Source organism: Roseivivax sp. CAU 1753 (assembly GCF_054482575.1).
The window spans coordinates 412,115-438,657 of the sequence record NZ_JBTLRF010000001.1 but is presented as its reverse complement, the minus strand read 5'-3'; the positions used below and the strand labels follow the sequence as shown (position 1 = coordinate 438,657).

Annotated in this window: 28 protein-coding genes; 22 read left to right on the top strand and 6 right to left on the bottom strand. The window is 64.3% G+C overall.

Annotation, left to right across the window (positions count from 1 at the left end):
* Positions 1–352: 352 nt before the first annotated feature.
* The 4 genes from ACXYMN_RS02000 (at position 353) to ACXYMN_RS01985 (ending at position 3,809) form a co-directional block, all read left to right on the top strand.
* Complete coding sequence (locus tag ACXYMN_RS02000) at positions 353–1,369, top strand: C4-dicarboxylate TRAP transporter substrate-binding protein (RefSeq protein ID WP_459011720.1); 1,017 nt, start codon at positions 353–355, stop codon at positions 1,367–1,369.
* 99 nt (positions 1,370–1,468) lie between these two features.
* Positions 1,469–2,098 (top strand): TRAP transporter small permease subunit, encoded by a 630-nt coding sequence (locus tag ACXYMN_RS01995; RefSeq protein ID WP_459011719.1) that lies wholly within the window; start codon positions 1,469–1,471, stop codon positions 2,096–2,098.
* 2 nt (positions 2,099–2,100) lie between these two features.
* Positions 2,101–3,504, top strand: coding sequence for a TRAP transporter large permease (locus ACXYMN_RS01990; RefSeq protein ID WP_459011718.1), 1,404 nt, complete (start codon positions 2,101–2,103; stop codon positions 3,502–3,504).
* Positions 3,505–3,644: 140 nt separating this feature from the next.
* The gene (locus tag ACXYMN_RS01985; RefSeq protein ID WP_459011716.1) at positions 3,645–3,809 is read left to right on the top strand and encodes a DUF1328 domain-containing protein; all 165 of its coding nucleotides are present in this window, start codon (positions 3,645–3,647) and stop codon (positions 3,807–3,809) included.
* A gap of 118 nt (positions 3,810–3,927) precedes the next feature.
* On the opposite strand, the gene ACXYMN_RS01980 is transcribed toward ACXYMN_RS01985, so the two are convergent.
* Positions 3,928–4,728, bottom strand: a complete 801-nt coding sequence (locus ACXYMN_RS01980) for a response regulator (protein ID WP_459011715.1) — start codon at positions 4,726–4,728, stop codon at positions 3,928–3,930.
* A 100-nt stretch (positions 4,729–4,828) separates the two neighbouring features.
* On the opposite strand from ACXYMN_RS01980, the gene ACXYMN_RS01975 reads away from it, so the two are divergent.
* From ACXYMN_RS01975 to ACXYMN_RS01950, 6 genes are all read left to right on the top strand, one after another.
* Positions 4,829–5,002: a NepR family anti-sigma factor gene (locus ACXYMN_RS01975; protein ID WP_459011713.1), complete on the top strand. Its 174-nt coding sequence runs from the start codon at positions 4,829–4,831 to the stop codon at positions 5,000–5,002.
* A complete protein-coding gene (locus ACXYMN_RS01970) occupies positions 4,999–5,556 on the top strand; it encodes an RNA polymerase sigma factor (protein WP_459011712.1) in 558 nt (185 codons plus the stop codon). The genes ACXYMN_RS01975 and ACXYMN_RS01970 overlap by 4 nt, the downstream gene beginning before the upstream one ends.
* A 3-nt stretch (positions 5,557–5,559) precedes the next feature.
* Positions 5,560–7,293: a sensor histidine kinase gene (locus ACXYMN_RS01965; protein WP_459011711.1), complete on the top strand. Its 1,734-nt coding sequence runs from the start codon at positions 5,560–5,562 to the stop codon at positions 7,291–7,293.
* Positions 7,294–7,316: 23 nt separating this feature from the next.
* Entirely contained in the window at positions 7,317–8,264 is a 948-nt protein-coding gene (locus ACXYMN_RS01960; RefSeq protein WP_459011710.1) for an amidoligase family protein, read from the top strand.
* A complete protein-coding gene (locus ACXYMN_RS01955) occupies positions 8,261–9,007 on the top strand; it encodes a gamma-glutamyl-gamma-aminobutyrate hydrolase family protein (protein WP_459011709.1) in 747 nt (248 codons plus the stop codon). Before ACXYMN_RS01960 ends, ACXYMN_RS01955 begins: the two co-directional genes overlap by 4 nt.
* Before the next feature lie 124 nt (positions 9,008–9,131).
* A complete protein-coding gene (locus ACXYMN_RS01950) occupies positions 9,132–9,278 on the top strand; it encodes a hypothetical protein (protein ID WP_459011708.1) in 147 nt (48 codons plus the stop codon).
* Between the two features lie 57 nt (positions 9,279–9,335).
* Here the strand turns inward: ACXYMN_RS01950 and ACXYMN_RS01945 are convergent, their stop codons facing one another.
* Positions 9,336–9,707 (bottom strand): hypothetical protein, encoded by a 372-nt coding sequence (locus tag ACXYMN_RS01945; protein WP_459011707.1) that lies wholly within the window; start codon positions 9,705–9,707, stop codon positions 9,336–9,338.
* A gap of 303 nt (positions 9,708–10,010) precedes the next feature.
* On the opposite strand from ACXYMN_RS01945, the gene ACXYMN_RS01940 reads away from it, so the two are divergent.
* Positions 10,011–10,850: a fumarylacetoacetate hydrolase family protein gene (locus ACXYMN_RS01940; RefSeq protein ID WP_459011706.1), complete on the top strand. Its 840-nt coding sequence runs from the start codon at positions 10,011–10,013 to the stop codon at positions 10,848–10,850.
* A 62-nt stretch (positions 10,851–10,912) separates the two neighbouring features.
* Here ACXYMN_RS01940 and ACXYMN_RS01935 read toward each other — a convergent pair whose 3' ends face one another.
* From ACXYMN_RS01935 to ACXYMN_RS01925, 3 genes are all read right to left on the bottom strand, one after another.
* On the bottom strand, positions 10,913–11,197 hold the full coding sequence (locus ACXYMN_RS01935) for a DUF6522 family protein (RefSeq protein ID WP_459011705.1): 285 nt from the start codon (positions 11,195–11,197) through the stop codon (positions 10,913–10,915).
* Positions 11,194–11,427: a hexameric tyrosine-coordinated heme protein gene (locus ACXYMN_RS01930; RefSeq protein ID WP_459011704.1), complete on the bottom strand. Its 234-nt coding sequence runs from the start codon at positions 11,425–11,427 to the stop codon at positions 11,194–11,196. Before ACXYMN_RS01930 ends, ACXYMN_RS01935 begins: the two co-directional genes overlap by 4 nt.
* Positions 11,428–11,535: 108 nt before the next feature.
* On the bottom strand, positions 11,536–11,955 hold the full coding sequence (locus ACXYMN_RS01925; protein ID WP_459011703.1) for an RrF2 family transcriptional regulator: 420 nt from the start codon (positions 11,953–11,955) through the stop codon (positions 11,536–11,538).
* A 98-nt stretch (positions 11,956–12,053) separates the two neighbouring features.
* Between ACXYMN_RS01925 and ACXYMN_RS01920 the strand changes: the two genes are divergently transcribed.
* The 8 genes from ACXYMN_RS01920 to ACXYMN_RS01885 all read left to right on the top strand — a co-directional run bounded on the left by ACXYMN_RS01920 (position 12,054) and on the right by ACXYMN_RS01885 (position 17,464).
* Positions 12,054–12,515 carry a group III truncated hemoglobin gene (locus ACXYMN_RS01920; RefSeq protein WP_459011701.1) on the top strand — a complete coding sequence of 154 codons (462 nt, stop codon included), beginning with the start codon at positions 12,054–12,056 and terminating at the stop codon, positions 12,513–12,515.
* A gap of 130 nt (positions 12,516–12,645) precedes the next feature.
* Entirely contained in the window at positions 12,646–13,014 is a 369-nt protein-coding gene (locus ACXYMN_RS01915) for a hypothetical protein (RefSeq protein ID WP_459011700.1), read from the top strand.
* Complete coding sequence (locus ACXYMN_RS01910; RefSeq protein ID WP_459011699.1) at positions 13,001–14,101, top strand: tellurite resistance/C4-dicarboxylate transporter family protein; 1,101 nt, start codon at positions 13,001–13,003, stop codon at positions 14,099–14,101. The genes ACXYMN_RS01915 and ACXYMN_RS01910 overlap by 14 nt, the downstream gene beginning before the upstream one ends.
* Before the next feature lie 91 nt (positions 14,102–14,192).
* A complete protein-coding gene (locus tag ACXYMN_RS01905) occupies positions 14,193–14,915 on the top strand; it encodes a 5-formyltetrahydrofolate cyclo-ligase (RefSeq protein WP_459011698.1) in 723 nt (240 codons plus the stop codon).
* Positions 14,912–16,123 carry an NnrS family protein gene (locus ACXYMN_RS01900; protein WP_459011697.1) on the top strand — a complete coding sequence of 404 codons (1,212 nt, stop codon included), beginning with the start codon at positions 14,912–14,914 and terminating at the stop codon, positions 16,121–16,123. Before ACXYMN_RS01905 ends, ACXYMN_RS01900 begins: the two co-directional genes overlap by 4 nt.
* Before the next feature lie 6 nt (positions 16,124–16,129).
* Positions 16,130–16,798, top strand: a complete 669-nt coding sequence (locus ACXYMN_RS01895; protein WP_459011696.1) for an NnrU family protein — start codon at positions 16,130–16,132, stop codon at positions 16,796–16,798.
* Between the two features lie 106 nt (positions 16,799–16,904).
* Positions 16,905–17,198 (top strand): DUF6455 family protein, encoded by a 294-nt coding sequence (locus tag ACXYMN_RS01890; protein ID WP_459011695.1) that lies wholly within the window; start codon positions 16,905–16,907, stop codon positions 17,196–17,198.
* Positions 17,195–17,464, top strand: coding sequence for a DUF6455 family protein (locus ACXYMN_RS01885; protein WP_459011694.1), 270 nt, complete (start codon positions 17,195–17,197; stop codon positions 17,462–17,464). Before ACXYMN_RS01890 ends, ACXYMN_RS01885 begins: the two co-directional genes overlap by 4 nt.
* A 115-nt stretch (positions 17,465–17,579) precedes the next feature.
* Here ACXYMN_RS01885 and ACXYMN_RS01880 read toward each other — a convergent pair whose 3' ends face one another.
* Complete coding sequence (locus tag ACXYMN_RS01880; RefSeq protein WP_459011693.1) at positions 17,580–18,275, bottom strand: helix-turn-helix domain-containing protein; 696 nt, start codon at positions 18,273–18,275, stop codon at positions 17,580–17,582.
* Positions 18,276–18,534: 259 nt separating this feature from the next.
* On the opposite strand from ACXYMN_RS01880, the gene ACXYMN_RS01875 reads away from it, so the two are divergent.
* From ACXYMN_RS01875 to narH, 3 genes are read left to right on the top strand one after another with little or no spacing between them, the layout of a single operon-like run.
* A complete protein-coding gene (locus tag ACXYMN_RS01875) occupies positions 18,535–21,285 on the top strand; it encodes a nitrate/nitrite transporter (RefSeq protein ID WP_459011692.1) in 2,751 nt (916 codons plus the stop codon).
* Positions 21,282–25,022: a nitrate reductase subunit alpha gene (locus ACXYMN_RS01870; RefSeq protein WP_459011691.1), complete on the top strand. Its 3,741-nt coding sequence runs from the start codon at positions 21,282–21,284 to the stop codon at positions 25,020–25,022. Before ACXYMN_RS01875 ends, ACXYMN_RS01870 begins: the two co-directional genes overlap by 4 nt.
* On the top strand, positions 25,019–26,542 hold the full coding sequence (narH, locus tag ACXYMN_RS01865) for a nitrate reductase subunit beta (protein ID WP_459011690.1): 1,524 nt from the start codon (positions 25,019–25,021) through the stop codon (positions 26,540–26,542). Before ACXYMN_RS01870 ends, narH begins: the two co-directional genes overlap by 4 nt.
* Position 26,543: the final 1 nt, after the last annotated feature.

The window sequence follows — 26,543 nt, the reverse complement described above, 5'->3', positions numbered from 1 at the left end:
TCGCCGCAAAATGGCATCGCACGCGCCTCCCATAACTTGTCGATCACAATAACGTATCCGTGAAAACGATGGAACAACCTTCGGAAACAAAGCCACTTTTTAGTAAAGTTATTTTCGAGGGAAGTTGCTTTCGGTAAATTTATTTCACCGGAGAGCCAAAAGCCCGCGTGTTCACATGGTGTTATCGGACGTCACGTTATGCGGCGATTGTCGCAAGGGCAACCGGCTGTTCACCTTGAAATGCAAATTCCATTGCCGCGCAAACCGCGCGGGTCACCCTTGCACCTCGGGCGAAGTCCATTAGGCTTCGCGCACACGGCGGCCAGATCGCCGGATCAAGGGAGAAGACATAATGAAAAACCTTACGGTGAAACTCACCGCCTCCGCGCTTGCGCTGAGCTTTGCGACCGAAGCGATGGCAACCGAATGGAACGTGTCCGTCTGGGGCAAGCGCCGCGCGTTTACCGAACATATTCACAAGCTCGCCGACCTCGTCGCAGAGAAAAGCGGCGGCGAGTTCACCATGAATATCTCGTATGGCGGCCTGTCCAACAACCGCGAGAACCTCGACGGCATCTCCATCGGCGCGTTCGAGATGGCGCAGTTCTGCGCCGGGTATCACCCCGACAAGAACCGCGCGATCACCGTGCTGGAACTGCCGTTCCTCGGTGTGGCCAACCTCAACGAGGAAGTGGCGGTCAGCCACGCGGTCTATGACCATCCTGCCGTGGCCGAGGAAATGGCGCAGTGGAACGCGCGCATGCTGATGACCTCGCCGATGCCGCAATACAACCTTGTGGGCACCGGCGAGCCGCGCGACGAGCTGGCGGAATTCGACGGCATGCGGGTCCGCGCGACCGGCGGGCTGGGCGAGGCGTTCTCGGCGGTGGGCGGCGTGCCGACCTCGGTAACCTCGTCCGAGGCTTACCAGGCGATGCAGTCGGGTGTCGTCGACACCGTGGCCTTCGCCCAGCACGCGCACCTGTCCTTCGGGACGATCAACCAGGCGGATTGGTGGACGGAAAACCTCAACCCCGGCACCGTGAATTGCCCGGTCGTGGTGAACATCGACGCCTATGAAAGCCTGTCGGACGAAGAGCGCGAGATCCTCGACAGCTCGGTCCCCGAGGCCATCGATTACTACCTTGCCAACTATGGCGAGTTGCTCGATCGCTGGGATTCGGTGCTGGCGGAAAAGGGCGTCACAGCGGTGACGATCTCGGACGAAGAGCTTGCCAAGTTCGAGGAAGTCGCCGGCAAACCCATCCAGCAGGCCTGGATCGAAGAGATGAGCGCGCAGGGCATGCCCGCGCAGGAATTGTTCGATCTGGTGCGCGCGACGCTGGCAGAAACCCGCGCGTCCAACTGATCGCATCGGTGATTGATAAATGACAGGACGACCCGGCAGCGCCCTCTGCGGTGCCGGGTCGTTCTGCCGGAGGGTTGCCAGGACCGGGGAGGGGACATCATGTCGAGTGGTGCCAAGGTACGCGTAGACGACAGCTTGCTGAGCCGTCTCGATCAGGGGCTGGTCCGGTTCGAGTGGCTTCTGGCCCTGATCTCGGGGATCTTCGCCTTCGGTCTCATGGTTCTTGCGGTGGTGTCGGTCACCGGGCGCAACGGGTTCAACGAACCTCTGCCCGGCTATGTCGACTGGATCGAGGCCTTCATGCCGCTGATCGCCATCCTCGGCATTTCATACGTACAACGCAACGGCGGCCATATCCGGATGGACATCATCGTCGGACGGCTGCGCGGGCGGCTGCTTTGGACCGTGGAATTCATCACCACCTTCGGCGTCCTGCTTCTGATGCTGGCGCTGGTCTGGGGGTCCTGGGCGCATTTCGACCGTTCCTTCGACATGGGCGCCCCGCTCTGGAGCCGGGACAGCTCGATCGATATCGGGCTGCCGATCTGGCCTGCGAAACTGGTGGTGCCGGTGGCCTTTTCGATCCTGTGTCTGCGCCTCGTGCTGCAACTCTGGGGCTATGCGCGCGGCATTATCTACGGGCTGACCGAACCCGTGGCCGTGCCGCTGATCCAGTCCGCCGCGGAACTCGCCGCCGAAGAAGCCCACGCCCTGAGCGAGAGGAACTGAGCATGGATCCTGTCGATATCGGACTTTGGGTCACCGGCGGCATGCTGGTCATGGTGGTGCTGGGCATGCGGGTTGCCTTTGCCGCCGCATTGACCGGCGTCGTCGGGCTGATCTGGATTTTCTGGGAAAAGAAGGACTACGAGTCCGCCGAATTCGTCTGGGCGTTGACCGTCGCGATCAAGACCGCGGGGCAGGTGCCGCATGGCAAGGTCGCGAGCCAGGCCCTGAGCCTGATCCCCACCTTCATCCTCATCGGGTATCTGGCCTATTACGCGGGTCTCACGCGGGCACTGTTCGAGGCCGCGAAACGCTGGATCGCCTGGGTGCCGGGCGGGCTGGCGGTGGCCACGGTCTTTGCCACCGCAGGTTTCGCGGCGGTTTCGGGCGCATCGGTGGCAACGGCCGCGGTCTTTGCGCGCATCGCCATCCCCGAGATGCTGAAAGTGGGCTATGACAAACGCTTCGCGGCGGGCGTCGTGGCCGCGGGCGGCACGCTGGCCTCGCTTATTCCGCCGTCGGCGATCCTGGTGATCTATGCCATCATCGTCGAGCAGGATGTCGGCATGCTGCTGCTGGCAGGATTCATTCCGGGTATCTTCTCGGCGCTGATCTATGCCCTGCTGATCATCATCCTGGCGCTCACCATCAAGGATTTCGGGCCGCCGGTCACGGGTTTCACCTGGCGGCAGCGTTTTGCGTCCCTGCCGCCGGCGCTGCCGATCGTGGCGGTTGTCGTGATCATCATCTTCTTCGTCTACAACCCGTTTGGCGGCGATGCCTGGGGCACCCCGACCGAAGGCGGCGCCATCGGGGCCTTCATCGTCTTCGTAATGGCCCTGTTTCGTGGCATGCGCCTGGCCGAGCTGAAGGACGCGCTGGTCGAGACGGCGAAACTGTCGATCATGATCTTCTCGATCATCTGGGGCGTGCTGATCTACGTGCGGTTTCTAGGCTTCGCCGATCTGCCAAGCGCGTTTTCCGACTGGATCACGGCGCTGGAATATTCGCCGATGCTGATCCTTGTCTGCATCCTGCTGGCCTATGCGGTGCTTGGCATGTTCATGGATGCCATCGGCATGCTGCTGTTGACGCTGCCGGTGGTCTATCCCGCCATAATGGCGCTGAATGGCGGCGAGTTTGTCAGCGCCGAAGAGGCCACCTTCGGGATGTCCGGGCCGATGTGCGCGGTCTGGTTCGGTATCCTGGTGGTCAAGATGGCCGAGTTCTGCCTGATCACACCGCCCATCGGGCTGAACTGCTTTGTGGTGGCGGGGGTGCGGCCCGACCTGTCGGTGCAGGACGTGTTCCGCGGCGTGACGCCGTTCTTCATCGCCGACGGCATCACCATCGCGCTTCTGGTGGCGTTTCCGGCGATCGTGCTCTGGTTGCCGTCCCTGGCCAGTTGAGCCGGGTCATCTTGCGCTGAAAATCGGCAACTCCGGCGGGAACCCCGGGGCGATATCGGCGTTTCTCTGGCAGACGCTCCCCGAGCGGGTCGGGAGCTTGCAACAGAGAACCTGACACCGTTCAGGAGAGAGGTTACACCATGCTGGGCTGGGCACTTACTTTCTTCATCGTCGCAATCATCGCCGCCGTATTCGGCTTCAGCGGCATCGCATCCGCGACCGCAGGCATCGCGCAAATCCTGTTCTTCATCTTCCTGATCCTCTTTGCGATCACCCTTGTGATGAAGCTTGTCCGCAAGGTCTGACGACATAAACGTCGCCACGGAAACCCTTGACGAAGATGCAAAAAGCGCCGGGATGACCGGCGCTTTTTCTGTCATTTTGCAGCACCCAAAGGCAGCACCTGCGGGTGCGACGCGCGGCTCAGGCGCCCAGTGTCTCGGTCGACGAAAAGAACATTGCCTGCGAGATGGCCGAGCGGACCTGCTCTTCCGAATAGGGCTTCGAAATCAGGAACGCGGGCTCGGGCTTGTCGCCGGTCAGCAAACGCTCGGGGAAAGCAGTGATGAAGATCACCGGGCGGTCGCCCAGCGTTTTCAAAAGGTCATTCACCGCGTCCACGCCGGACGAGTTGTCGGCCAGCTGGATATCCGCAAGGATCAGGTCCGGCGTCTCCTTTTCGCCCAGCGCATTCGCGCCGTCCCGGGTGCGCGCCACGCCGGTGACACGGTGGCCCAGATCGGCGACGATGCTTTCGAGATCCATCGCGATGATCGCCTCGTCCTCGATGATCAGCACCCGACCCGACATCCCGTCCGCCATTTCCTGACGCGCGGTCTGGACCAGGATCTCGGCCTCCTCGATGCCGATATTCATGATCTCGGCCACTTCGGAGAGGGGAAACTCCTCGATCGTGTGGAGCAGCAGCGCTTCGCGGCTGTTGGTGGTCAGTTTCGACAGATGACGCTGTGCCGCGGCCCGGGGGCCTTCGTCCTCTTCGGTCACCGGCGCGCCGGTCGTCACCCAGATGCCGTGGAAGGTCGCGAAAAGCCCTGCCTTCGGATTGCTGGCAGACTGGATCATCGATCGATCGGCAAGAACGGCCTCGAGCGTCGCGGCAGCGTACTGGTCTCCGGTCGACTGTGATCCGGTCAGGGCGCGCGCGTAGCGACGCAAATACGGCAGGGCGTGACCTATCTCACTGCTGAGGTCTGGTTGAGACATGTCATCTCTTTCCTTTTTTCAATATTTCTGGAACCAAACACCCTAAGCTTTGGTTAGTTCCCTAATTGGGGCCAGAACCCGACTGCGCGCAAGGACGAACATGGTTCACAACGATAGTAAACGGCAGCGTGACGACGTGATAGATGACAACCTGAAAAAGGTGTATCAAGACATGCTCGATCAGGAAGTTCCTGATCGGTTTCTTGATTTGCTTTCGCAACTGAAGGCGCAAGACAACGGCTCATCCGACACGCCAAGCGAGCAAAAGGAATGAGCGCGGATCCCCGCGACGAAATCGTCGAGCATTTGCCGGCGCTCAGGGCGTTTGCCTTGTCGCTGACCCGCAACGGCAGTCTGGCCGACGACATGGTACAGGATGCGCTGGTCAAGGCGTGGACAAAGATCCACACCTTTCAGGCAGGTACCAACATGCGCGCCTGGTTGTTCACGATTCTGCGCAACACCTATTATTCCAATCGGCGCAAGGCCGGTCGCGAGGTCGGCGATGCCGATGGCCTGCTGACCGAAACCCTGTCTGAAAAACCTGCCCACGATGGCCGTCTGCAGATGGCGGACTTCATGCGTGCGTTCCAAAAACTGAATGACGAACAGCGCGAGGCGCTGGTGCTTGTCGGTGCGTCGGGCTTTTCCTACGAGGAAGCCGCGGGCATGTGCGGTGTCGCCGTCGGCACCATCAAAAGCCGGACCAACCGCGCCCGCGCGCGGCTTGCAGAGCTGTTGCATCTCAGCGACGATGAGGCTTTCGAGCTGACCGATCAGGCCACGATGGCGGTAATTTCAGGAAACAAGCCCGCAACGGTGCGCTAGGTCATGATCGGTGTGCCAGGGCCCAGACCGATACCCAGTGGACTGGGGGCGCGGATCATCGGCTTTTTGTCGATCGCGCTGATCCCGATCGGCCTGGTGTCCTTCTTTCAGACGGCGCAACTTGGCACTGAAACAAAGATCCGCACCGAGTTGAGCCTGACGGACCGCACCGAAGCGGCGGTCGCCCCCGAGCGCGCGGTGCTGACCTCGGTTCTGGGGGGTGCCAAGGCCCTTGGCGCGATCTCGACCATTGTCGACGGTGACCGCGCGGGCTGCGCCAGCACGTTGACAGAGTACCGCGACAGCAATCCGCTGGTCAGCTTTGCGGCCTTCGTGGCCACCGACGGCACCTTCCTTTGCGCGACCACCGAACAGACGGTTCCGGTCGAACTTCCCGCGGTATTGCAGGCCCTGGGCCAGCCGCGCCCTGCAATTCTTCGCATCGAACAGCCGCGCGTCAGCAAGGAACCGGTGGTCACGATCTTCGAGCCGGTGCTGCGCAGCGGCCGCCACATCGGCCATATCCTGATTTCCGTACCGACCCGGGCGCTGCGCGCGCTGCACGTGGACGCGGCCAAGGACGCCCAATCCAGCTTTATCGAGATTTTGCTGGTGGACCGCGATGGCACCTTGTTGAAATCTCGAAACAACAAGGCGTTGCAGCCCCTTCTGCCCGATACGATCAGCCTTGAGACCCTGCCCAAGAGCGACAAGTACAGCTTTCTCGCCCGCAGCGGCGACGGGCGCGAGCGCATCTTTGTCGTCGTCTCGATCGTGCCGGACCTGATCTATGCGGTCAGCATCTGGCCCGAGGACAGTCCCGAGTTGAGCGCGCTTCAGGCAGGGACCTTCGCCAAGGCGCTGCCGCTGATCATGTGGGCCGCCAGCGTCATCGTTGCCTATCTTGCGGTAAACCGGCTGGTGATCCGGCATATCCGGACCCTGCGTTTCCAGATGCGCAGCTTTGCCCGCGACCGCCGCTTGCCGGCGCATACGACCTCGTCGGACATGGCGCTGGAACTGCGCGACATGGAAAACGACTTCCTGCAGATGTCGGATTCGATCCTGCAGGACGAGGCCCAGCTGGAAGACGCGTTGCGCGAAAAGACGATCCTGCTCAAAGAGGTGCACCACCGGGTCAAGAACAACCTGCAGCTGATCTCGTCGATCATGAACATGCAGATCCGCCAGTCCGAAACCGAAGAGACCAAGCGCGTCCTGCGCCGCCTTCAGGAACGCATCCGGGGCCTTGCCGCGATACATCGGCAACTCTACCAGACCCCCGATCTGGGGCGGGTCGATGTGCGCGAACTGCTGGACGAGCTGACCCAGCATGCATTCACCGCGACCGATCCGGAAGGTCGCAAGATTGACGTGCACCGCGAATTGGAACCCGTCGAGGTCTACCCCGATCAGGCCATGCCGCTGGCGTTGCTGACCGCCGAGGCGCTGGCCAATGCCGAGAAATACATCCAGCGCGATGCCCAGGGCCAGGCGCAGATCGTGGTGACGCTGCGCAACATCGGCGACAACAGCGTGCTGTTCGAGGTGAGCAACTCGTCGGACCCGGATCGCCTGGCGGCCATCGATTCCATGGGCGGGCTTGGGCAACGTCTGATTCAGGCCTTTGCCACGCAGCTTGGCGGCGAGTTGACGCAAGGGCTCGACGGAGACGTCTACCGCGTGTCCGTCACCTTCCAGATTTCGGATTTCAAACCGGAAGTCGTCGATTACTGAACCGGGACTTCCAAGGGGTCACAATGTCCGATCGAGCAGACTTGAAACCATTGCCGGTGCCCCGGAACGCGCAGGGCGAAGACCGTCGCGTCGGCGTCGAGATCGAATTCGGTGCGCTGCACGAGGCGCAGGTGAGCCAGATCATCGCGGACCGGCTGGGCGGCGGGGTCAAGCCGCGCGGTGATCGTGGCTATGTCGTCAGCGACACGTCCCTGGGGGATATCGAGGTCTACCTCGACACCCAGTACCTGACCCGGGCGGAATCGGACCTGGAGCAGCGCATCCACGACATCGCGCGGCATGTCGTTCCGGTTGAGATCGTGACAGGCCCGATCCTGCCCGCGCAGATCGAAACGCTCGATGTGCTTTGCGACGACCTGGCGCAGGCCGGGGCCACGGGCACGACGGCGGGGATGTTTCTGGGCTTCGGGGTGCATTTCAACCCGGAAGTCACAGGCGACACGCTCGAGGCGATCCTGCCGACGTTGCGCGCGTTTGCCTTTCTCGAGGACAGCATCCGCGATGCCGCCGAGATCGACCTGGCGCGGCGGATCATGCCCTATGTGGGCACCTATCCGCGCCAGCTGCTGGACGGGTTGGCCGAACCGATCGACAGCCGCGCGGCGCTGATCGACCTCTACCTCGCGCAGGCCCCGTCGCGGAACCACGGGCTCGACATGACGTGCCTGTTCGCGCATCTCGACGAGGCGCGGGTGGCGGCTGCGATGGATATGACCCTGATTTCGGCGCGGCCGACGTATCACTACCGGTTGCCCGACTGCCGCATCGACGAGCCGGACTGGTCACTGGCGCTGGAATGGAACCGCTGGGTGCGGATCGAGGAGATCGCGGCCCAGCCCGACATGATCGACGCGCTGTGCGCGGGCTGGCGCGCCCATCGGGCGCGGTTTGCCGCGACCCGTGGCGACTGGGCGCGGCGGGCGGCGGAAATCGTCGGCGGCCTGACATGAGCGATCGCCCGGTCATCGGTGTCACCGTGTCGCGCCGCTCGGGTTGGCGGATCTTTCCGCTGATGGCGCTGAGCATCTGGCTGACCGGGGGGCGTGCCATCCGCTGGCAAAGCAATCGCGAGATCGACCTCGAAGCGGTGGACGGTGTGGTCATCGGCGGTGGCGACGACATCGCGCCCACGCTCTATGGCGGCGAAGTCCGGGTCGGCGTACGTCTGGACCGCGACCGTGATGCGCTCGAAACCGGGGTGCTGCGCGAGGCGTTCAAACGCGGTTTGCCGATCCTTGGCATCTGCCGTGGCTCGCAGATGCTGAACGTGGTGCTGGGCGGCGATCTGCATCAGGACGCCTATGACGTTTACGAGTCGCGCTATTACCGCACGATCCTGCCCAAGAAGAAGGTCGATGTGGTGCCGGGCACGTTGCTGGCCAAGGTCACCGGCGAGGTTTGCGTGCGCGTCAATGCGTTGCATTCACAGGCGGTGCAGACCCTGGGCACGGGGCTGCGCGTCGCGGCGCGCGACGACGGCGGCATGGTGCAGGCCATCGAACGCTACACCGACCCGTTCGCGCTGGGGGTGCAATGGCACCCCGAACACCTGTTTTATCGCCGCGCCCATCGCAGATTGTTCGCCGCGCTGGTCGAGGCCGCGCAGGCCCATCGCGCCAATCGCGGGCAACTCAAGGCCGCGTTTGCCGAAGCCCAGGACGCAGAGGAAAAGCGCGGCCGCCTGGCCCTGTAGCCGCGTCGGTCCGCGCTGTTGCGCGCATGCGACAGTATTGCGGACTATCTTGTGCCGGGCGGGAACCAAGGCCCGCACAGCCCGTTGAGCTTTCAACAAGTGAGCAAAAAAGGAAGCTGATCCGATGACCGATATATTCGTGATTGGTCTTGTCGGGCTTTCCTTGGTGACTGCACTGATCTTCGCGCTGACCAGTCGGAAACGCGGAGACGACAGAGAACGCATCGACCAACACCGTTCCTCGTTTCGACGGGATCACGGGAAAGCCTGACAGGGCGGAGACAAGATGATGGAAAGGGCGGTCCAATGGGCCGCCTTTTTCACGTGGTCAGTGGCGCCATGCAGCACCGCCCGCGCCGCCGACACGTCGACGCGCGACTGCGTCATGCGGGTAGGAAACCGTGCTGTGCCGGTAGTCAGGTGTGTGGACGGGCGACCAGGTCGCGGGCGCGGCATCCAGGTTCGCCGCAACATTGGCGATGCGCCGCGTGGCGGCACCGATTGTGAACGGTGACCGGCGACGTGGCGCGGGATCGATATTCTCGATTATCCGGGCGATCGCCTTGATCCGGCGGGGTGACACGCGCGGCAGTCCGGGCGACCGGCACAGGCCATCGAGCTTGAGGAACACACGGGCGAGCAGCGCAAGGGGCGGTGCGGCAACGGGGCCGCCCAGGATGCGGCGAAGTGGTCGGAACATGCTCATCTCCTGCGCCTCATGTACGCGATTGCAACGCGCTTGAAACCCATTAACGCGCGATCCGTTCCATCATTTGTACTTAAATTTCCTTTCGAGAACGTAAATGGACCGATTGTGTCCTGCACGCATCTGTTTTCCGGCATCGGTGCAAGCGTTCGGCGCAAAATCAGGCATTGCGCGGTTGCGGCGTCGTCCCGGGACAATTGCGGATTGGTCGCGATCGGGTAGGAATGGACCCGCGGGTATCGCCGGGGCACCGTGCGCGGTGCGGCACCCGCGGTCGACAACCGACATGGAGACAGGATGAAACTTGCTCGTATAGGCGCCCCGGGCGCGGAAAAACCCGTTCTGATCGACGCCAATGGCGATCTGCGCGACCTCAGCGGCGTTATCGACGATCTGGCCGGAGAGACGCTTGCCGACCTGTCGGCGCTGCGGGACCTCGACCCCGAGGCGCTTCCCCTGATCACCGGGACCCATCGGTTCGGGCCCTGTGTCGGGCGCACGGGCAAGTTCATCGGCATCGGTCTCAACTATGCCGATCATGCGGCGGAAGCGGGCATGGCGGTGCCGTCCGAGCCGATTGTCTTTCTCAAGGCGACATCGGCCATCTGTGGCGCGAACGATCCTATCCTGCTGCCGCGCGGATCGCAGAAAACCGATTGGGAGGTCGAGCTTGGCGTCGTGATCGGGCGTCGGGCCAAGTATGTGGACGAAGCGCGCGCGCTCGATCACGTCGCCGGCTATTGCGTGGTCAATGACGTCAGCGAACGCGCCTACCAGCTTGAACGCCTTGGCCAGTGGACCAAGGGCAAATCCTGCGACAACTTCGGCCAGACCGGACCGTGGCTGGTCACCGCCGATGCGGTGGGCGATCCGCAGGACCTTGCGCTGTGGCTTGATGTCAACGGCACACGGATGCAGGACGGCTCGACCCGGACAATGGTCTTTGGCGTAGCCACCCTGATCAGCTATCTCAGCCAGATTTTTACGCTCGAGCCGGGCGACATCATCGCGACCGGGACCCCGCCGGGCGTCGGCATGGGGCAGACGCCGCCCCGGTTCCTGCGCGCAGGAGACACGGTGACGCTGGGGATTGCGGGACTGGGCGAACAGCGGCAGGACGTAGTCGCGGACGACTAGGCCGCGCGCTGTTGCGGGGCCGGGGCAGGGCCGGGCGCGTACCATCCCGGTCCCGCGCTCGGTCAGCCGCCTGCCTGTCCGCCGCCGATGCCGGGACGTGGCGCATCAAAGCGGGCGCGGCTGAGAATGTTGTTCTCGGCGTCGACGGTCAGGCGGAAGGCGCGGGCATCGTGGTAGAAGGTCAGCCGCCAGCGGCCTTCATCCGCATCCACACCCTTTTCGCAGCGCGAGGTTATCGCGCCGGATTTCATCAGCCCGGGCACCTCGGACGCCGCAAGGCCGAAAGCCGCGCCGATGATCCCGGCATCGACCACAAAGCCATCCTTGCCGCTTTCGACCTGTGTCACGACGCGCCCTTCCAGTAGCCATTGGCGGCAGCCACGGTGGCGAAGTGGGTGGCGACCACCTGGCTGACCGAGATCAGGGAATTGGCATCCTCGGCATATTCCGGGCGCATGCGGTCGCGGGACGCGGCGTCGGGTTGGGTCAGCTTGACCGCCATGCGCGACAGCTTCACCGCAAGCGCGTAGCCGTCTTCCGGGGTGGCGGTGATCAGGGTCGGGAGCCAGGTCGTCACAGGGTGTCCTTTCGGTGGTCCATGCTCGGTGATCTGTGGTCAGGGATCTGTGATCCCTGGGCGATGGTCTGCGATCCGTGGCCGGTGTCGTCACGCCGTCCGCCCCGATCATCCGGCCGAGGTTGGCGGGGCAAGTGCGATATCCGCCAGTGTCGCGCGGTCGAGATCGGCCAGAAACGCGGCCTCCGCGGCGCGCAGACGGGCCTTCAGGCGGCATCGACCGTCCAGTGTGCAGGACACCGGCCCATCGCCGAAACACGCGACCAGCGGCTGATCTTCCTCAAGCAGGCGCACCACGTCACCCAGGCGGATATCTTCGGGACGCCGCGCCAGCATTGCGCCACCGCCACCGCCGCGGCGGGTCTCGACGATACCCCCGCGCGACAGCCGCTGCATGATCTTGCTGAGATGGTTGCGCGACAGGTCGAACTCCGTCGCCAGCGCGGCTGTGGAATGGGCGCGGTCGGGTGCGCTTGCCATACGCATGAGCATGCGCAGCCCGAAATCGGTGAAAGAGGTCAGACGCACGCGATCAGGTTCCGTTTGTTGGGGGCCTTGAATGGGTATTTACAATACCAATTAACAGGACTACCGGTTGTTGCAACAGATTTGTGCAGGAGGCCCCGATGGTCGACACGCAGACGGAGGTTCCGCGGATATCGTCCGCACGCCCGGAAATGACCCGCGCACTGATGGCGCGGACCGGTCTCGATCCGGCGATGCTCACCGACCTCGTGCATCGTTTCTACGACAGGATCCGCGCCGACGCGGCGCTCGGCCCGATCTTTGCCGACAGGATCACCGACTGGCCGCCGCATCTTGAACGGATGGTCGCGTTCTGGTCCTCGGTGGCCCTGATGACCGGAACCTATCACGGCGCTCCGGTCCCGAAACACGCGCATCTGCCCGTGACATGGGCCCATTTCGAACGCTGGCTGGCCCTGTTTCGCGCCACCGCCCACGAGGTCTGCCCGCCCGCAGGGGCGATTCACGTGATCGCGCGCGCCGAACGGATCGCCCGGTCCCTGCATATGGCCGTCGAGGATGCGGCCCGCAGCGCACCGGACGCCGTTCCCACCCTGCGCTGACCCTGCGGGCAGGCGCTGTCGAAAAGGACGCGACAATGACCGACCGGACGGCTGTCACAGGTGGCTCTGATGCAGCACGGTCGCGCGCGCCCTGGTTCGGATCCCGGGACAAGGGCGGCTTCGTGTACCCATGACAGATCGCTTCGGGGCAATCGGATCGGCGCTGCATGTGTTCTTCGGGCCTGAATTGCGGGTCTGGCGCGGCACGATGCCCCTGGGTGTGGCGTTCTGGCTGCATGGCGTCTTGGCCAGCTGGGCGATTGCCATGCTCTATGCCACGGCGGTCGATCTGGGCCAGACCGTCCTGCAGCAGGTCCTGCTGATCCTCGCCCTGTTCTATACCGTCTGGATCATTGTCGGCATCTGGCGGTGCTCGGCCAATGCCGCGCCGTTCTGGGGCAGTGTGGCGCGGTGGATGACGGTGGCCTGGGCGATCAACAGCACCTTGCTGCTGGTGTTTCTGCAACTCGATCTGCTGGTGCGCCATGCGCAGGGATGATCCCCCGGAACCGCGCCGGGATGGCGGCACCGGCCCCCGTCTGCGCGGCGTTTTCCTGAGCGGCGCGCGGTCGCTGTTTCCCGGCTATTTCGCGCTGGTCATGGCCACGGGGGTGGTCTCGATCGCCTGCGAATTCATGGGCCTGCGCGCCGTGGCGCTGGCGTTGATCGTGGTTAACTGGATTGCCTATCCGACCCTCTGGGCCTTGACGATCGCCCGCGCCCTGCGGTTTCGCCCCTTGCTGCTGCGCGACGTTTCGGACCATCAGCGCGCGCCCGGTTTCTTCACCATCGTCGCGGGCACCTGTGTGCTGGGCACGCAGAATGTCGTAGTGCTGGGCGCGACGGGGGTCGGCACGGTGCTCTGGTGGCTTGGCCTGATCCTGTGGTTCGGGGTGATGTATACCTTTTTCACGGCGGTAACGGTGCGGCCACGCAAGCCGACGCTGGCGCGCGGCATCAACGGGGCTTGGCTGATCGCTGCGGTTTCGACCCAGGCGGTCGTGGTGCTGCGGGGCGTCATCGACACCGCCACGCCGCCGCCGGGGATGATCCAGTTTCAGGTCATTGCGATGTTCATGATCGGCTGCATGCTGTATCTGGCGATCATTCCGCTGATCTTCTACCGGCTGACCTTCGTGCCGCTCAGCCGCGAGGATTTCAGCCCGCCCTATTGGATCAACATGGGCGCGGTCGCGATTACGGCGCTGGCAGGCTCGATCCTGATCCTGCGCGGCGAGACCTGGCCGATGCTCGGCCCCTTGCTGCCATTTCTCAGGGGCTTCACCTTCTTCTTCTGGGCGGTGGCAAGCTGGTGGATTCCGTTCCTGTTCGCGCTGATGACCTGGCGCTACGTCTGGCTGCGCGACCGGTTCACCTACGAGCCCGCGGTCTGGGGCATGGTGTTCCCGCTGGCGATGTACACCACCAGCACCTACCAGTTCGACCGGGCCATGGGGTATCGCTTCCTCGATCCGATCCCGAGCGTGCTGATCGTCGTGGCGCTGGTCGCCTGGGGGCTTGCGATGGTCGGCCTGATGCGGCGTATCCTGCAAGGGATCCGATCCGGAGACGCGGCAGGGCCATGACGCATTTTACCAGACGCCAGCGCCACGCGGCCTTGCCAGACACGGTACCGCAGCATTTTTGCCCTGGCGGCACAGAGACGGAGACACCCTGATGAGCGACGACACGGATGCACCGAGGGACTATGCCTCGCCGCCCTGCCTCGCGGGCGAGATCGCGCCGGATTATTTCGACCCGCTGGCGGTATCCGCCGATCAGGCCCGGGACGTGGCCCGGTGGCGGCACGCCGAACGGGCCCGCCTGCGCACCGAACGGCAGGCGCTGAGCGTCGCCGATCGGGCGGCGGCCGGAGCGGCCATCGCCGGGCATCTGCGCGGGCTCTTGTCGGCACCGCTCGACCGGGATGCGGCGGGCGGCGGGGCGGCCCTGCGGGGCAGGGTGCTGTCAGCGTATTGGCCCATCAAGGGAGAGCCGGACCTGCGTCCACTGATGGCGGAGTTGCACGCCGGGGGCGTCACTCTCTGCCTGCCCATCGTCGAGACCCGGGCCGCGCCGCTGGTGTTTCGCCGCTGGACACCCGAGACAGCGATGGTGCGCGGCCACTGGAACATCCCGGTGCCGCCCCCCGACGCGGACGCCCTGGTGCCCGACGTCATGTTGGCCCCCTTGATGGGCTGGGACAGCGATGGCTACCGGCTGGGCTATGGCGGCGGCTACTTCGACCGGACGCTGGCGGCCAGCGATCCGCGCCCCTTCACCATCGGGATCGGCTTTCAGTCGGCGCGACTGGCGACGATCTATCCGCAACCGCACGACATCCCGCTCGGCGTCATTCTGACCGAAGCGGGGGTGCAGACCCCACAGGAGTTCCCATGAGCAGCACGGCGGAACAGATGCGCGCCTGGCGCGGCCCGGCGATATTGACCTTCGGTTTCCGCCCGTTCTTTCTGGGGGCGGCGATCTGGGCGGCGCTGGCGATGGCGCTCTGGATTCCGATGCTGTCGGGGGCGCTGACGCTGCCCCTGGCGTTCGACCCGGTGTCCTGGCATGCGCATGAGTTCCTGTTCGGCTACCTGTCGGCGGTGGTCGCGGGCTTCTTGCTGACGGCGGTGCCGAACTGGACCGGGCGCCTGCCGATCGTGGGCTGGCCCCTGGGCGGGCTGTTCGTGCTCTGGGTGGCGGGGCGCATCGCGGTGGCGGCGTCGATGGCGCTGTCGCCGCTTGTGGTGGCGCTGGTCGATCTGGTGTTTCCGGTGGCGCTGGGGATGGTGATCGCACGCGAGATCGTGGCTGGCAAGAACTGGCGCAACCTGGTGGTGCTTGGCATGCTGGCGGTCTTCGCCATCGGCAATGCGCTGTTTCACTATGAGGCCGCGACCGGGGCCTATGCCGCGCAGGGCCACGGGCTGCGTCTCGGGCTGGGGGCCGGGGTGATGATGATCGCGGTGATCGGCGGGCGGGTGGTGCCGTCCTTCACCCGCAACTGGCTTGCCAAACGCGGCGGCGGGCGGCTGCCGACACCGCCGATGCAGCGCTTCGACAAGGCCGCGTTGCTGATCCTGCTGGGGGCGCTGGCGTTCTGGGTGGTGGTGCCGCTGCATCCGCTGACCGGCGTAGCACTGCTGCTTGCGGGCATCGCGCACCTTGCCCGCCTGGCGCGATGGGCAGGCGATCGGACCCTGGCAGAGCCGCTGGTCACGGTGCTGCACGCGGGCTACGGGCTGGTGCCGCTCGGCGCGCTGGCTCTCGGCGCGGCGGCCCTCTGGCCCGGAAGTTTCGGCGCGGGCGCGGCGCAGCACCTCTGGATGGCGGGTGCCATCGGGCTGATGACGCTGGCGGTGATGACCCGGGCCACCCTTGGCCACACCGGTCAGACCCTTGCGGCGGGACCGGCCACCGTCGGCATCTACCTTGCGCTGCTGGTGGCGGTTCTGGCCCGCGTCGGCGCGGGGCTCTGGCCCGGCGCGGCAGACGGGCTGCACATGCTTGCCGGGGCAAGCTGGATCGCGGCGTTCGGCGGCTTTGCGGTGGTCTACGGACGGCTTCTGCTGTTGCTGCCAGCGGGCAAGCGGCCCGGAGGCTAGGGGCGGGTGGGCTGGCTTGAGTTCATCGCCGCCTGGGCCGGCTTTTTCCTGACCCATTCGCTGCCGCTGCGCCCGCCGCTGCGTCCGTGGCTGCAGGATCGGCTGGGGCGGACGGGCTTCACATGGGTCTATTCGGCGCTGTCCCTGGCGGTGCTGGTCTGGCTGATCGGAGCGGCGGGGCGCGCGCCTTACGTGCCGCTTTGGGAACAGGCCCCCTGGCAGCGCCTTGTGCCGGTCGCGGTGATGCTGCCGGTCTGCCTGATCCTGGCCCTGGGCATCGGGCGGCCGAACCCGTTTTCGTTCGGCGGCGCGCGAAATCATCTGTTTGCGCCCGCGCGTGCCGGGATCGTCCGGGTCACGCGGCATCCGTTGCTGCTGGCGCTGGCGCTTTGGGCGGCGTCGCATATGGTGCCCAACGGCGATCTGGCGCATGTGCTGCTGTTCGGCACCTTCGCGCTGTTCGCGGCGCTTGGCGGTCGGCTGGTGGACCGGCGGCGCAAGCGCGAGCTGGGCCCGGATTGGACACGTCTGCGCGATGCCGTGACCGCAAGGCCCGCGCATGTCCGACCCGCCTCCGGACCCGGGGCACTGATGCGGCTGGCCATCGGCCTCGTGCTCTATGCCGGGCTCTTCTGGTTGCATCCATGGCTGTTCGGGGTCCCCCCGCTGGGCTGACAGGTCGCGCACATGCCCGCTGCAGGGAAGTTGCGATAGATCAACGTCGGCTCTTTGCCCCAGGTGTACCGTCGGAAACGATTTACACCGAGAGGTGCGTCGTTTCATGACCCTGGACCTGTTCGAAACGACACTTCGTGCGTTCGAAGACCGGATGCTGTTGCGACGCAGGATGCTGCACGTGACGGGGGCGGTCCCGCCCTCGGGCCCTGTATCCGCGTCGATGGCAGACGACATTCGCCGAAGCATCGTCAACTGCCACACCTGCACCGGCGCAGACATCTGCGCGCCGTGGCTGGACGACGCCGACGTCGGCGCGCAGCCTCCGGAGTTTTGCCCCAACCGTCACACCATCCTGCGTCTCCGGGCGTCGGGACACCACAAGGAGACCAAGACATGACCTTGCGCGAATCAATCGGCGCCTATTTCACCGCCCGCAGCGACCGGCTTGGCCTGATGGCCGAAATGTTCCACGCCACCGGTGCGATCAAGGGCCTCAAGAGCGGCGTTGCCGATCCGAACGAACTGCGCTCGGCGGTGTATACCTGTCTGAGCTGCGAAAACGCAGAGACCTGCAAGACCTGGCTTGAAACCGCGGCCGACGGGGCGTCTGCGCCATCGTTCTGCCCCAACAGGCCCAGGCTCGAGCGGTTGTGCGCCAACTGATCCGGCGCTTTCTGCCCTGACGCCCGCGCGGCGTGGCCCGTCACGCCCGGCGCGATGCGGATCATGACGGGCCACCGCGCCCCGCGTCCGGCTGCCTGACGCGCCGCACGTGCTGTCAGGCGGTGTGATCGTCGATGAACCGGGAAGGCTTGGCGAATGCGCTCAGGCTGTCGTGATCGCCGATCGTGATGCGCGACTTCGAGACGATGACGCCGTAGGGTTCGAGCCCGCGAAAGGCCCGGCTGAGGTTTTCCGGTGTCATGCCGAGAAACGAGGCCAACCGCCGCTTCTCCATGCTCAGGTCGAATTCCGCCGATCCGGTGCGATCGCTCTGCCGCAGCAGGTAGTTCGCCAGCCGTTCCAGCGACGTGCGCAGCTTGAGATCCTTGGTGCTCTTGATGACGGATCGGTAACACTGCGCCAGTTCCGACACGATGGCGCTGGCAAAGCCGGGATCGACGGCGAAGATCTGCCGCACGTCCTGCGACGGGATGAGGACGACGCGGCTTTTCTCAAGCGTTCGGGCGGACATCAGGTACGGCAGGTCCCGGACCGTCGCGGCCAGGATGAACGTCGACACCGGGCGCACCGTCGCCATGCTGGTTTCGCGCCCCTGCCATGACGCGAACAGATCGACCGAGCCGCTCAGCAGAACGTGCAGGAAGTCGGGCGGATCCTCTTCCCGGATCAGGTCTATGCGCGGCGGGAAGTTCTGAACATAGGCGGCCCGCATCAGCCTTTCGAAATGGGCGTCGGTCATGTCTGCGAACAGGTCGATGGCCCGAATTTCGGTCAGATGCGACTCAGGCATTTGCGCGTTCTTTTCCGGGATATGTGCATTTGAAACACTTTGATAAGCTGCTTGATAATTGTCAATCGCAAGATTGATGTCCGCACGATCCGAATTGATCCGCGTCCTGTAACGTTATGATATATCTGGCATATGTCATATTTTCCACGGTTTATTCCGGCGATGTGATCCAGATCAAGTCGCGCGAAACCGGAACCCGCCACCTCTGCCGTCAAGCCCGACTTGGGCAATTTGCGCGCAGATGTCAGGAGGACAGACAATGGACAGTGCCGGAACCGTCCGCAAGGTCGACCAGAACAGGGCCCTCGGGCTCAGCACGGTCGCATTTACCGCATGTTTCGCGGTCTGGACGATCTTTTCCATCATCGGGGTCGGCATCAAGTCCGAGCTCGGGCTGAACGAGGCCCAGTTCGGACTTCTGGTGGCGACACCGATCCTGACCGGCTCGATCAGCCGTCTGTTCCTGGGTGTCTGGACTGAAAAATACGGCGGACGTCTGGTGTTCACCGCGCAGATGCTGCTGACGGCGATGGCCACATGGGCACTGACCTTCGCATCGACCTATCCGATGTATCTGGTCGCGGCCCTGGGCATCGGCCTTGCGGGCGGTTCGTTCATCATCGGGGTTGCCTATGTGTCGCGCTTCTATGACGCGGGCCACCAGGGCACGGCGCTGGGGATCTTTGGCGCGGGCAATGTCGGCGCGGCGGTGACCAAGTTCGTCGCCCCCTTCGTGATGGTGGCCTATGGCTGGCAGGGCGTTGCGCATGTCTGGGCCATCGGGCTTGCGATCATGGCGCTGGTGTTCTGGGTCTTCGCCAAGGACGACCCCGAACTGGTCGAGCGGCGCAAGACGGGCGTCAAGGCCCCGAGCCTCGCCCAGCAATTCGCGCCGCTGCGCAACCTGCAGGTCTGGCGCTTCTCGCTGTACTATTTCTTCGTTTTCGGGGCCTTCGTGGCGCTGGCGCTGTGGATGCCGCACTACCTGATCGACGTCTACGGACTTGACGTGCGCACCGCGGGCATGGCGGCGGCGGCATTCTCGCTTTCGGCGTCGCTGTTCCGCGCCTATGGCGGGCATCTGTCGGACCAGGTCGGCGCGCGCAAGGTCATGTACTGGACCTTCGGCTTCAGCTTGGCGCTGCTGTTCATGCTGTCCTATCCACCGACCGACTACGTCATCCAGGGCAAGAACGGCCCGATTGCCTTCTCGACCCAGATGGGCGTACTGCCCTTCGTCATCACGCTGTTTGTCCTGGGCTTCTTCATGAGCCTCGGCAAGGCGGCGGTGTTCAAGCATATCCCGGTCTATTACCCCAATCATGTCGGCGCGGTCGGTGGCCTTGTGGGCATGATCGGCGGGCTTGGCGGCTTTGTGCTGCCCATCGGCTTCGGCGCGCTGCTTGAACTGACCGGCATCTATACAAGCTGCTTCGCGCTTCTGTTCGGCGTTGTCGTGATCTCGCTGGGATGGATGCACCTGTCGGTCCGGGCGATGGAACGCGCCGCGCATGGGGCCGCACTCGACACGCTGCCCGAACTGCCCGAGATGCAGGAAATCCATTCGCCCGAGCGCACGGTCATGCCGCGCACCCTGGTCGAATGGCAACCCGAAGACCCGGACTTCTGGGCCAAGAAAGGCCGCGCCGTGGCGCGCCGCAACCTGTGGATCTCGATCCCGGCGCTGCTCCTGGCCTTTTCGGTCTGGATGGTCTGGTCGATGGTGGTCGCGCGTTTGCCTGCCATCGGGTTTGACTTCACCTCGTCGCAGCTGTTCTGGCTGGCCGCCTTGCCGGGTCTCTCGGGCGCCACGCTGAGGATCTTCTACAGCTTCATGGTGCCGATCTTCGGCGGCAGGCTCTGGACGACGCTGTCGACCGCGTCGCTTCTGGCCCCGGCCATCGGCATCGGCTACGCGGTACAGAACCCCGAGACACCTTACCTGATCTTCCTGGTGCTGGCGCTGCTCTGCGGTCTTGGCGGCGGCAACTTCGCCTCGTCCATGGCCAATATCGCCTACTTCTTCCCCAAGGCCGAGAAGGGCAACGCGCTGGCGCTCAATGCGGGTCTTGGCAACCTTGGCGTGTCGGTCATGCAGTTTCTGGTGCCGATCGTCATCACCATGGGCGTGTTCGGGGCCATGGGCGGCGCGCCCGTGACGCTGGACAACGGCACCGAGCTGTGGATGCAGAACGCGGGCTTTGTCTGGGTGCCGTTCATCCTGGTCGCCACTGTCGCGGCATGGCTCGGCATGAACGATATCGCCGACGCCAAGGCCAGCTTCCGCGATCAGGCGATCATCTTCAGCCGGTTCCACAACTGGGTGATGTGCGTGCTCTACACCGGCACCTTCGGCAGCTTCATCGGCTATTCGGCGGGCTTCCCGCTGCTGACCCGGCTGATGTTCCCCGAAGTGAACGCGCTGCAATACGTGTTCCTCGGCCCGCTTGTCGGCGCGCTGAGCCGCGCGGGCACCGGCTGGATCAGCGACCGCTTCGGCGGCGGGCGGGTCACCTTTTGGACCTTCCTCGGCATGATCGTCGCGGTCTTCGGCGTGATCACCTTTCTGCCATCGGACGGGCAGGGCGGCAGCTTCATCGGGTTCTTCGCCTGCTTCATGGCGCTGTTCCTGCTGACCGGTATCGGCAACGCGTCGACCTTCCAGATGATCCCGGCGATCATGGGCCGCGAAATACCGCGCCTGATGCCAAATCTGGACGCCGTCGCGTCGCGCAAGCAGGCCGAACGTGAAAGCGCCGCGATCATCGCCTTCACCAGCGCCATCGCCGCCTACGGGGCGTTCTTCATTCCCAAGCTCTACGGCACGTCGATCGCCATGACCGGGGCGCCCAACGGTGCGCTCTGGGCGTTCCTCGGCTTCTACGTGATCTGCCTGATCGTGACCTGGGTCTTCTACACCCGGCCCGGCGGGCTTCTGCATGACATCGAGGCGGGACGCGGCCGAGCCGCCATTCCCCAACCCGCCGCACAAGAAAGGACCGCGACATGAGCCATCTGCTCGACAGACTGAACTTCCTGCAATCCAGGGAACTGGACCAGTTCTCAGACGGTCATGGCCAGGTCACCCGCGAAAACCGCGACTGGGAGGACACCTACCGGAACCGCTGGCGGCACGACAAGGTCGTCCGCTCGACCCACGGGGTGAACTGCACCGGGTCGTGTTCCTGGAAGATCTACGTCAAGTCCGGGATCGTCACCTGGGAGACGCAGCAGACCGACTATCCGCGCACCCGCGCCGATCTGCCCAACCACGAGCCGCGCGGCTGCGCCCGGGGGGCCAGCTACAGCTGGTATCTCTATTCCGCCAACCGGGTGAAGAACCCGCTGGTGCGGGGGCGGCTGATGAAGGTCTGGCGCCGGATGCGCGAGACGATGGACCCGATCGCGGCCTGGACCAAGCTGCAGGCCGACCCGGTGCTGCGCGCCTCTTACGTCGAGACGCGCGGCAAGGGCGGGTTCGTGCGCGCCACCTGGGACGAGGCGACCGAGATCACGGCGGCGGCAAACGCCTATACCGCCAAGACCTACGGCCCCGACCGGGTCTTCGGCTTCTCGCCGATCCCGGCGATGTCGATGGTCAGCTATGCGGCGGGGTCGCGCTACCTGTCGCTGATGGGCGGCGTCTGCATGTCGTTCTACGACTGGTATTGCGACCTGCCGCCGGCCTCGCCGATGACCTGGGGCGAACAGACCGACGTGCCCGAAAGCGCCGACTGGTACAACGCGGGCTACCTTCTGCTCTGGGGCTCGAACGTGCCGCAGACGCGGACGCCGGATGCGCATTTCTACACCGAGGCGCGCTACAAGGGCACCAAGTCCGCGGTGATCTGCCCGGACTACTCCGAGGCCGCGAAATTCGGCGATGTCTGGCTCAATGCCAAGCAGGGCACCGACGCGGCGCTGGCGATGGCCTTCGGGCATGTCATCCTGCGCGAGTTCCACCTCGACCGCCAGACCGAGTATTTCGAGGATTATACCCGCAAGTACTCGGATTTCCCGATGCTGGTGAAGCTCGACGCCAAAGAGGGCCGGCTGGTGCCGGGCCGCTTCCTGCGCGCCGACGATCTGGACGACAAGCTGGGCGAGGCCAACAACCCCGAATGGAAGACCGTGGCCTTCGACGAGCTGAGCAAGAGCCTCGTCGCGCCCAACGGCTCTATCGGGTATCGCTGGGGCGAAGACGGTGAATGGAACCTCGAGGAACGCGCCAAGGCGACCGACACCCGGCTCAAGATGTCGCTGGTGCTGGAAGAGGACCGCGAAGAGGTGGTCGGCGTCGATTTTCCGTATTTCGGCGGCCAGACCTTCGGCCAGTTCGCCACCGATGCCAAGCACCCCGACGTGCTGACCCGCAACATCCCGGTCAAGAAGGTGATGACCGCCGAGGGCGAGGTGCTGGTCGCCACGGTGTTCGACCTGTTCTGCGCCAACTACGGTCTCGACCGGGGGCTGGGCGGCGATTGGGTGACCAACGATTACGCCAACGACATGCCCGGCACCCCCGCCTGGGCCGAGAAGATCACTGGCGTGAAGGCCGACAAGATCATCCATGTCGCCCGCGAATTCGCCGACAACGCGCGCAAGACGCAAGGCAAGTCGATGATCATCATCGGCGCCGCGATGAACCACTGGTTCCACATGGACATGAACTATCGCGGTGTCATCAACATGCTTGTGATGTGCGGCTGCGTCGGCCAGTCGGGCGGCGGCTGGGCGCATTACGTGGGCCAGGAAAAGCTGCGTCCGCAGACCGGCTGGCAGCCTCTGGCCTTCGCGCTCGACTGGACGCGTCCGCCGCGGCACATGAACTCGACCTCGGCGTGGTATGCGCATACCGACCAGTGGCGCTACGAGACGCTGAAGGCCGAAGAGATCCTGTCGCCGACCGCGCCTGAGGGTGATTGGGACGCAAGCCTGATCGACTACAACATCCGCGCCGAGCGCATGGGCTGGCTGCCGTCGGCACCGCAACTCAAGACCAACCCGCTTGAAGTCGCCAAGGCCGCCAGGAAGGCCGGCAAGGAAATCCCGGCCTATATCGCCGAGACGCTGAAGGCGGGTGATTTGCAGATGTCCTGCGAAGACCCGGACGCGCCCGAGAACTGGCCGCGCAACCTGTTCGTCTGGCGCTCGAACCTTCTGGGATCGTCGGGCAAGGGGCACGAGTATTTCCTCAAGCACCTGCTGGGCACCGACAACGGCGTCATGGGCAAGGATCTGGGCGAAGAGGGCGGCCAGCTTCCGAAAGAGGCCAAGTGGCACAAGGACGCGCCGCGCGGCAAGCTCGACCTCTTGGTGACCATCGACTTCCGCATGTCCACCACCTGCGTCTATTCCGACATCGTTCTGCCGACCGCCAGCTGGTACGAAAAGAACGACATGAACACCTCGGACATGCACCCGTTCATCCACCCGCTGCAGGCGGCGGTGGACCCGGCCTACGAGTCGAAATCCGACTGGGAAATCTTCAAGGCCATCGCCAAGAAGTTCCAGGAAATCGCGCCGGGATACCTTGGCAAGGAGACCGATGTCGTCGCCCTGCCGATCCTGCACGACACCCCCGCCGAGATTGCCCAGGACCAGGTGAAGGACTGGAAAAAGGGCGAATGCGACCTGATCCCCGGCAAGACCGCGCCCGCTTTCGTGGCCGTGGAACGGGACTATACCGCGATCTACGACCGGTTCACCGCCCTTGGCCCGCTGCTCGACAAGCTGGGCAACGGCGGCAAGGGGATCACCTGGAACACCCAGGACGAGATCGACAATCTTGCCGCGCTGAACGGCGTGCAACTGGACGGTGCCGCCGCCGGTCGCCCGAAGATCGACACCGCGATCGACGCCTGCGAGGTCATCCTGATGCTGGCCCCCGAGACCAATGGCGAGGTCGCGGTCAAGGCATGGGAGGCGCTTGGCAAGGCCACGGGCCGCGAACATGCCCACCTGGCCGAGGGCGAGCATCACAACAAGATCCGCTTCCGCGACATCGCGGCGCAACCGCGCAAGATCATCTCGTCGCCGACCTGGTCGGGCATCGAGAGCGAAAAGGTCAGCTACAACGCGGGCTACACCAACGTGCACGAACTGATCCCGTGGCGGACGCTGACCGGGCGGCAGCAGCTTTATCAGGATCACCTGTGGATGCGGGCCTTCGGCGAAGGCTTCATGTCCTACCGGCCGCCGATCGACGTCAAATCGGTCACCAAGGAGGTGCAGGACGCGGGCGATACGCTTGTGCTGAACTTCATCACGCCGCACCAGAAATGGGGCATCCATTCGACCTATACCGACAACCTGCTGATGCTGACGCTCAATCGCGGCGGCCCGGTGGTCTGGATCTCGGAGGTGGACGCGAAGTCCGCGGGCATCGTCGATAACGACTGGATCGAGCTTTACAACGTCAACGGCGCGCTGACCGCGCGGGCGGTGGTGTCGCAGCGGATCAAGGAAGGCACGACCTTCATGTATCACGCGCAGGAAAAGATCGTGAACACCCCCGGCTCTGAAAAGACCGGCAATCGCGGCGGCATCCACAACTCGGTGACGCGCACGGTGCTGAAACCCACCCACATGATCGGCGGCTATGCCCAGCAATCCTACGGCTTCAACTATTACGGCACCGTGGGATCGAACCGGGACGAGTTCGTCGTCGTCCGTAAAATGAAGAAGGTCGACTGGCTCGATGCGGAAAGCGCATCCGATGCGAGCGAAAAGGAGGCGGCAGAATGAGAATCCGCGCACAAATCGGCATGGTGCTGAACCTCGACAAATGTATCGGGTGCCACACCTGCTCTGTCACCTGCAAGAACGTCTGGACCAGCCGCGACGGCGTCGAATACGCCTGGTTCAACAACGTCGAGACCAAGCCCGGCACCGGCTATCCGACCGACTGGGAAAACCAGGCGCGCTGGAATGGCGGCTGGGAACGGACCAAGGCGGGCAAGCTGCAACCGAGGCAGGGCAGCAAGTGGCGCATCCTCGCGAACATCTTCTCGAACCCGTCCATGCCCGAGATCGACGACTATTACGAGCCGTTCGATTTCGACTACGACCACCTGAAATCCGCCCCCGAGGGCAAGGCGTTTCCGACTGCCCGCCCGCGTTCGAAGATCACCGGAGAGCGGATGGAGAAGATCGAGAAAGGGCCCAACTGGGACGAGATCCTGGGCGGCGAATTCTCGAAACGGTCCGCGGATTACAACTTCGAAGGCATCCAGAAGGAAATCTACGGCGAGTATGAAAACACCTTCATGATGTACCTGCCGAGGCTCTGCGAGCATTGCCTCAACCCGACCTGTGCCGCGTCCTGCCCGTCGGGGGCGATCTACAAGCGCGAAGAGGACGGCATCGTCCTGATCGATCAGGAAAAGTGCCGCGGCTGGCGCATGTGCGTCTCGGGCTGCCCTTACAAGAAGGTCTATTACAACTGGTCTACCGGCAAATCCGAGAAGTGCACGCTGTGCTACCCGCGCATCGAATCGGGCAATCCCACGGTCTGTTCGGAAACCTGCGTCGGGCGCATCCGCTATATCGGCGTGATGCTCTATGATGCCGACAAGATCGAAAGCGCGGCGAGTGTCCCCGACGAGAAAGAGCTTTACGACGCGCAGCTTGACGTCTTCCTCGATCCCAAGGATCCCGGCGTGATCGAGGCCGCGCGCGCGGACGGCATCCCCGAGGACTGGATCAAGGCGGCGCAGGAAAGCCCGGTCTGGAAGATGGCGATGGAGTGGAAGGTCGCCTTCCCGCTGCATCCCGAATACCGCACCCTGCCGATGGTGTGGTATATCCCGCCCCTGTCGCCGATCCAGAACGCGGCCGAGGCAGGCGCCATCGGCATGGACGGCGCGATGCCCGACGTGCGCAACCTGCGCATCCCGGTGCGCTACCTGGCCAACATGCTGACCGCGGGCGACGAGGAACCGGTGGTCAACGCGCTGGAACGGATGCTGGCGATGCGGTCCTACATGCGCTCGAAGACCGTGGAGGGCGTCATCGACGAGGCCATCGCGGCCCGCGTCGGGCTGTCAGGCCGGGTGATCGAGGACATGTACAAGATCATGGCGCTGGCGGATTACGAGGACCGTTTCGTGATCCCGACGACGCATCGCGAACAGGTCGAGGAAGCCTACGACCTGCGCGGCGGATGCGGCTTTACCGACACCAATGGCTGCTCGACGGGCACGTCGAAAGGGTCGCTGTTCGGCGGCTCCAAGAAACCCCTGAAAATGCCCACGGAGGTGATGTGAT

Coding starts and splice junctions, on each gene's coding strand:
- ACXYMN_RS01940 (WP_459011706.1), top strand. CDS start 10,011: ATGAAACTTGCTCGTATAGGCGCCCCGGGCGCGGAAAAACCCGTTCTG.
- ACXYMN_RS01910 (WP_459011699.1), top strand. CDS start 13,001: ATGCGCAGGGATGATCCCCCGGAACCGCGCCGGGATGGCGGCACCGGC.
- ACXYMN_RS01955 (WP_459011709.1), top strand. CDS start 8,261: ATGAGCGATCGCCCGGTCATCGGTGTCACCGTGTCGCGCCGCTCGGGT.
- ACXYMN_RS01900 (WP_459011697.1), top strand. CDS start 14,912: ATGAGCAGCACGGCGGAACAGATGCGCGCCTGGCGCGGCCCGGCGATA.
- ACXYMN_RS01880 (WP_459011693.1), bottom strand. CDS start 18,275: ATGCCTGAGTCGCATCTGACCGAAATTCGGGCCATCGACCTGTTCGCA.
- ACXYMN_RS01965 (WP_459011711.1), top strand. CDS start 5,560: ATGATCGGTGTGCCAGGGCCCAGACCGATACCCAGTGGACTGGGGGCG.
- ACXYMN_RS01975 (WP_459011713.1), top strand. CDS start 4,829: ATGGTTCACAACGATAGTAAACGGCAGCGTGACGACGTGATAGATGAC.
- ACXYMN_RS01875 (WP_459011692.1), top strand. CDS start 18,535: ATGGACAGTGCCGGAACCGTCCGCAAGGTCGACCAGAACAGGGCCCTC.
- ACXYMN_RS01985 (WP_459011716.1), top strand. CDS start 3,645: ATGCTGGGCTGGGCACTTACTTTCTTCATCGTCGCAATCATCGCCGCC.
- ACXYMN_RS01885 (WP_459011694.1), top strand. CDS start 17,195: ATGACCTTGCGCGAATCAATCGGCGCCTATTTCACCGCCCGCAGCGAC.
- ACXYMN_RS01915 (WP_459011700.1), top strand. CDS start 12,646: ATGACAGATCGCTTCGGGGCAATCGGATCGGCGCTGCATGTGTTCTTC.
- ACXYMN_RS01970 (WP_459011712.1), top strand. CDS start 4,999: ATGAGCGCGGATCCCCGCGACGAAATCGTCGAGCATTTGCCGGCGCTC.
- narH (WP_459011690.1), top strand. CDS start 25,019: ATGAGAATCCGCGCACAAATCGGCATGGTGCTGAACCTCGACAAATGT.
- ACXYMN_RS01890 (WP_459011695.1), top strand. CDS start 16,905: ATGACCCTGGACCTGTTCGAAACGACACTTCGTGCGTTCGAAGACCGG.
- ACXYMN_RS01960 (WP_459011710.1), top strand. CDS start 7,317: ATGTCCGATCGAGCAGACTTGAAACCATTGCCGGTGCCCCGGAACGCG.
- ACXYMN_RS01980 (WP_459011715.1), bottom strand. CDS start 4,728: ATGTCTCAACCAGACCTCAGCAGTGAGATAGGTCACGCCCTGCCGTAT.
- ACXYMN_RS02000 (WP_459011720.1), top strand. CDS start 353: ATGAAAAACCTTACGGTGAAACTCACCGCCTCCGCGCTTGCGCTGAGC.
- ACXYMN_RS01995 (WP_459011719.1), top strand. CDS start 1,469: ATGTCGAGTGGTGCCAAGGTACGCGTAGACGACAGCTTGCTGAGCCGT.
- ACXYMN_RS01870 (WP_459011691.1), top strand. CDS start 21,282: ATGAGCCATCTGCTCGACAGACTGAACTTCCTGCAATCCAGGGAACTG.
- ACXYMN_RS01920 (WP_459011701.1), top strand. CDS start 12,054: ATGGTCGACACGCAGACGGAGGTTCCGCGGATATCGTCCGCACGCCCG.
- ACXYMN_RS01990 (WP_459011718.1), top strand. CDS start 2,101: ATGGATCCTGTCGATATCGGACTTTGGGTCACCGGCGGCATGCTGGTC.
- ACXYMN_RS01945 (WP_459011707.1), bottom strand. CDS start 9,707: ATGTTCCGACCACTTCGCCGCATCCTGGGCGGCCCCGTTGCCGCACCG.
- ACXYMN_RS01905 (WP_459011698.1), top strand. CDS start 14,193: ATGAGCGACGACACGGATGCACCGAGGGACTATGCCTCGCCGCCCTGC.
- ACXYMN_RS01950 (WP_459011708.1), top strand. CDS start 9,132: ATGACCGATATATTCGTGATTGGTCTTGTCGGGCTTTCCTTGGTGACT.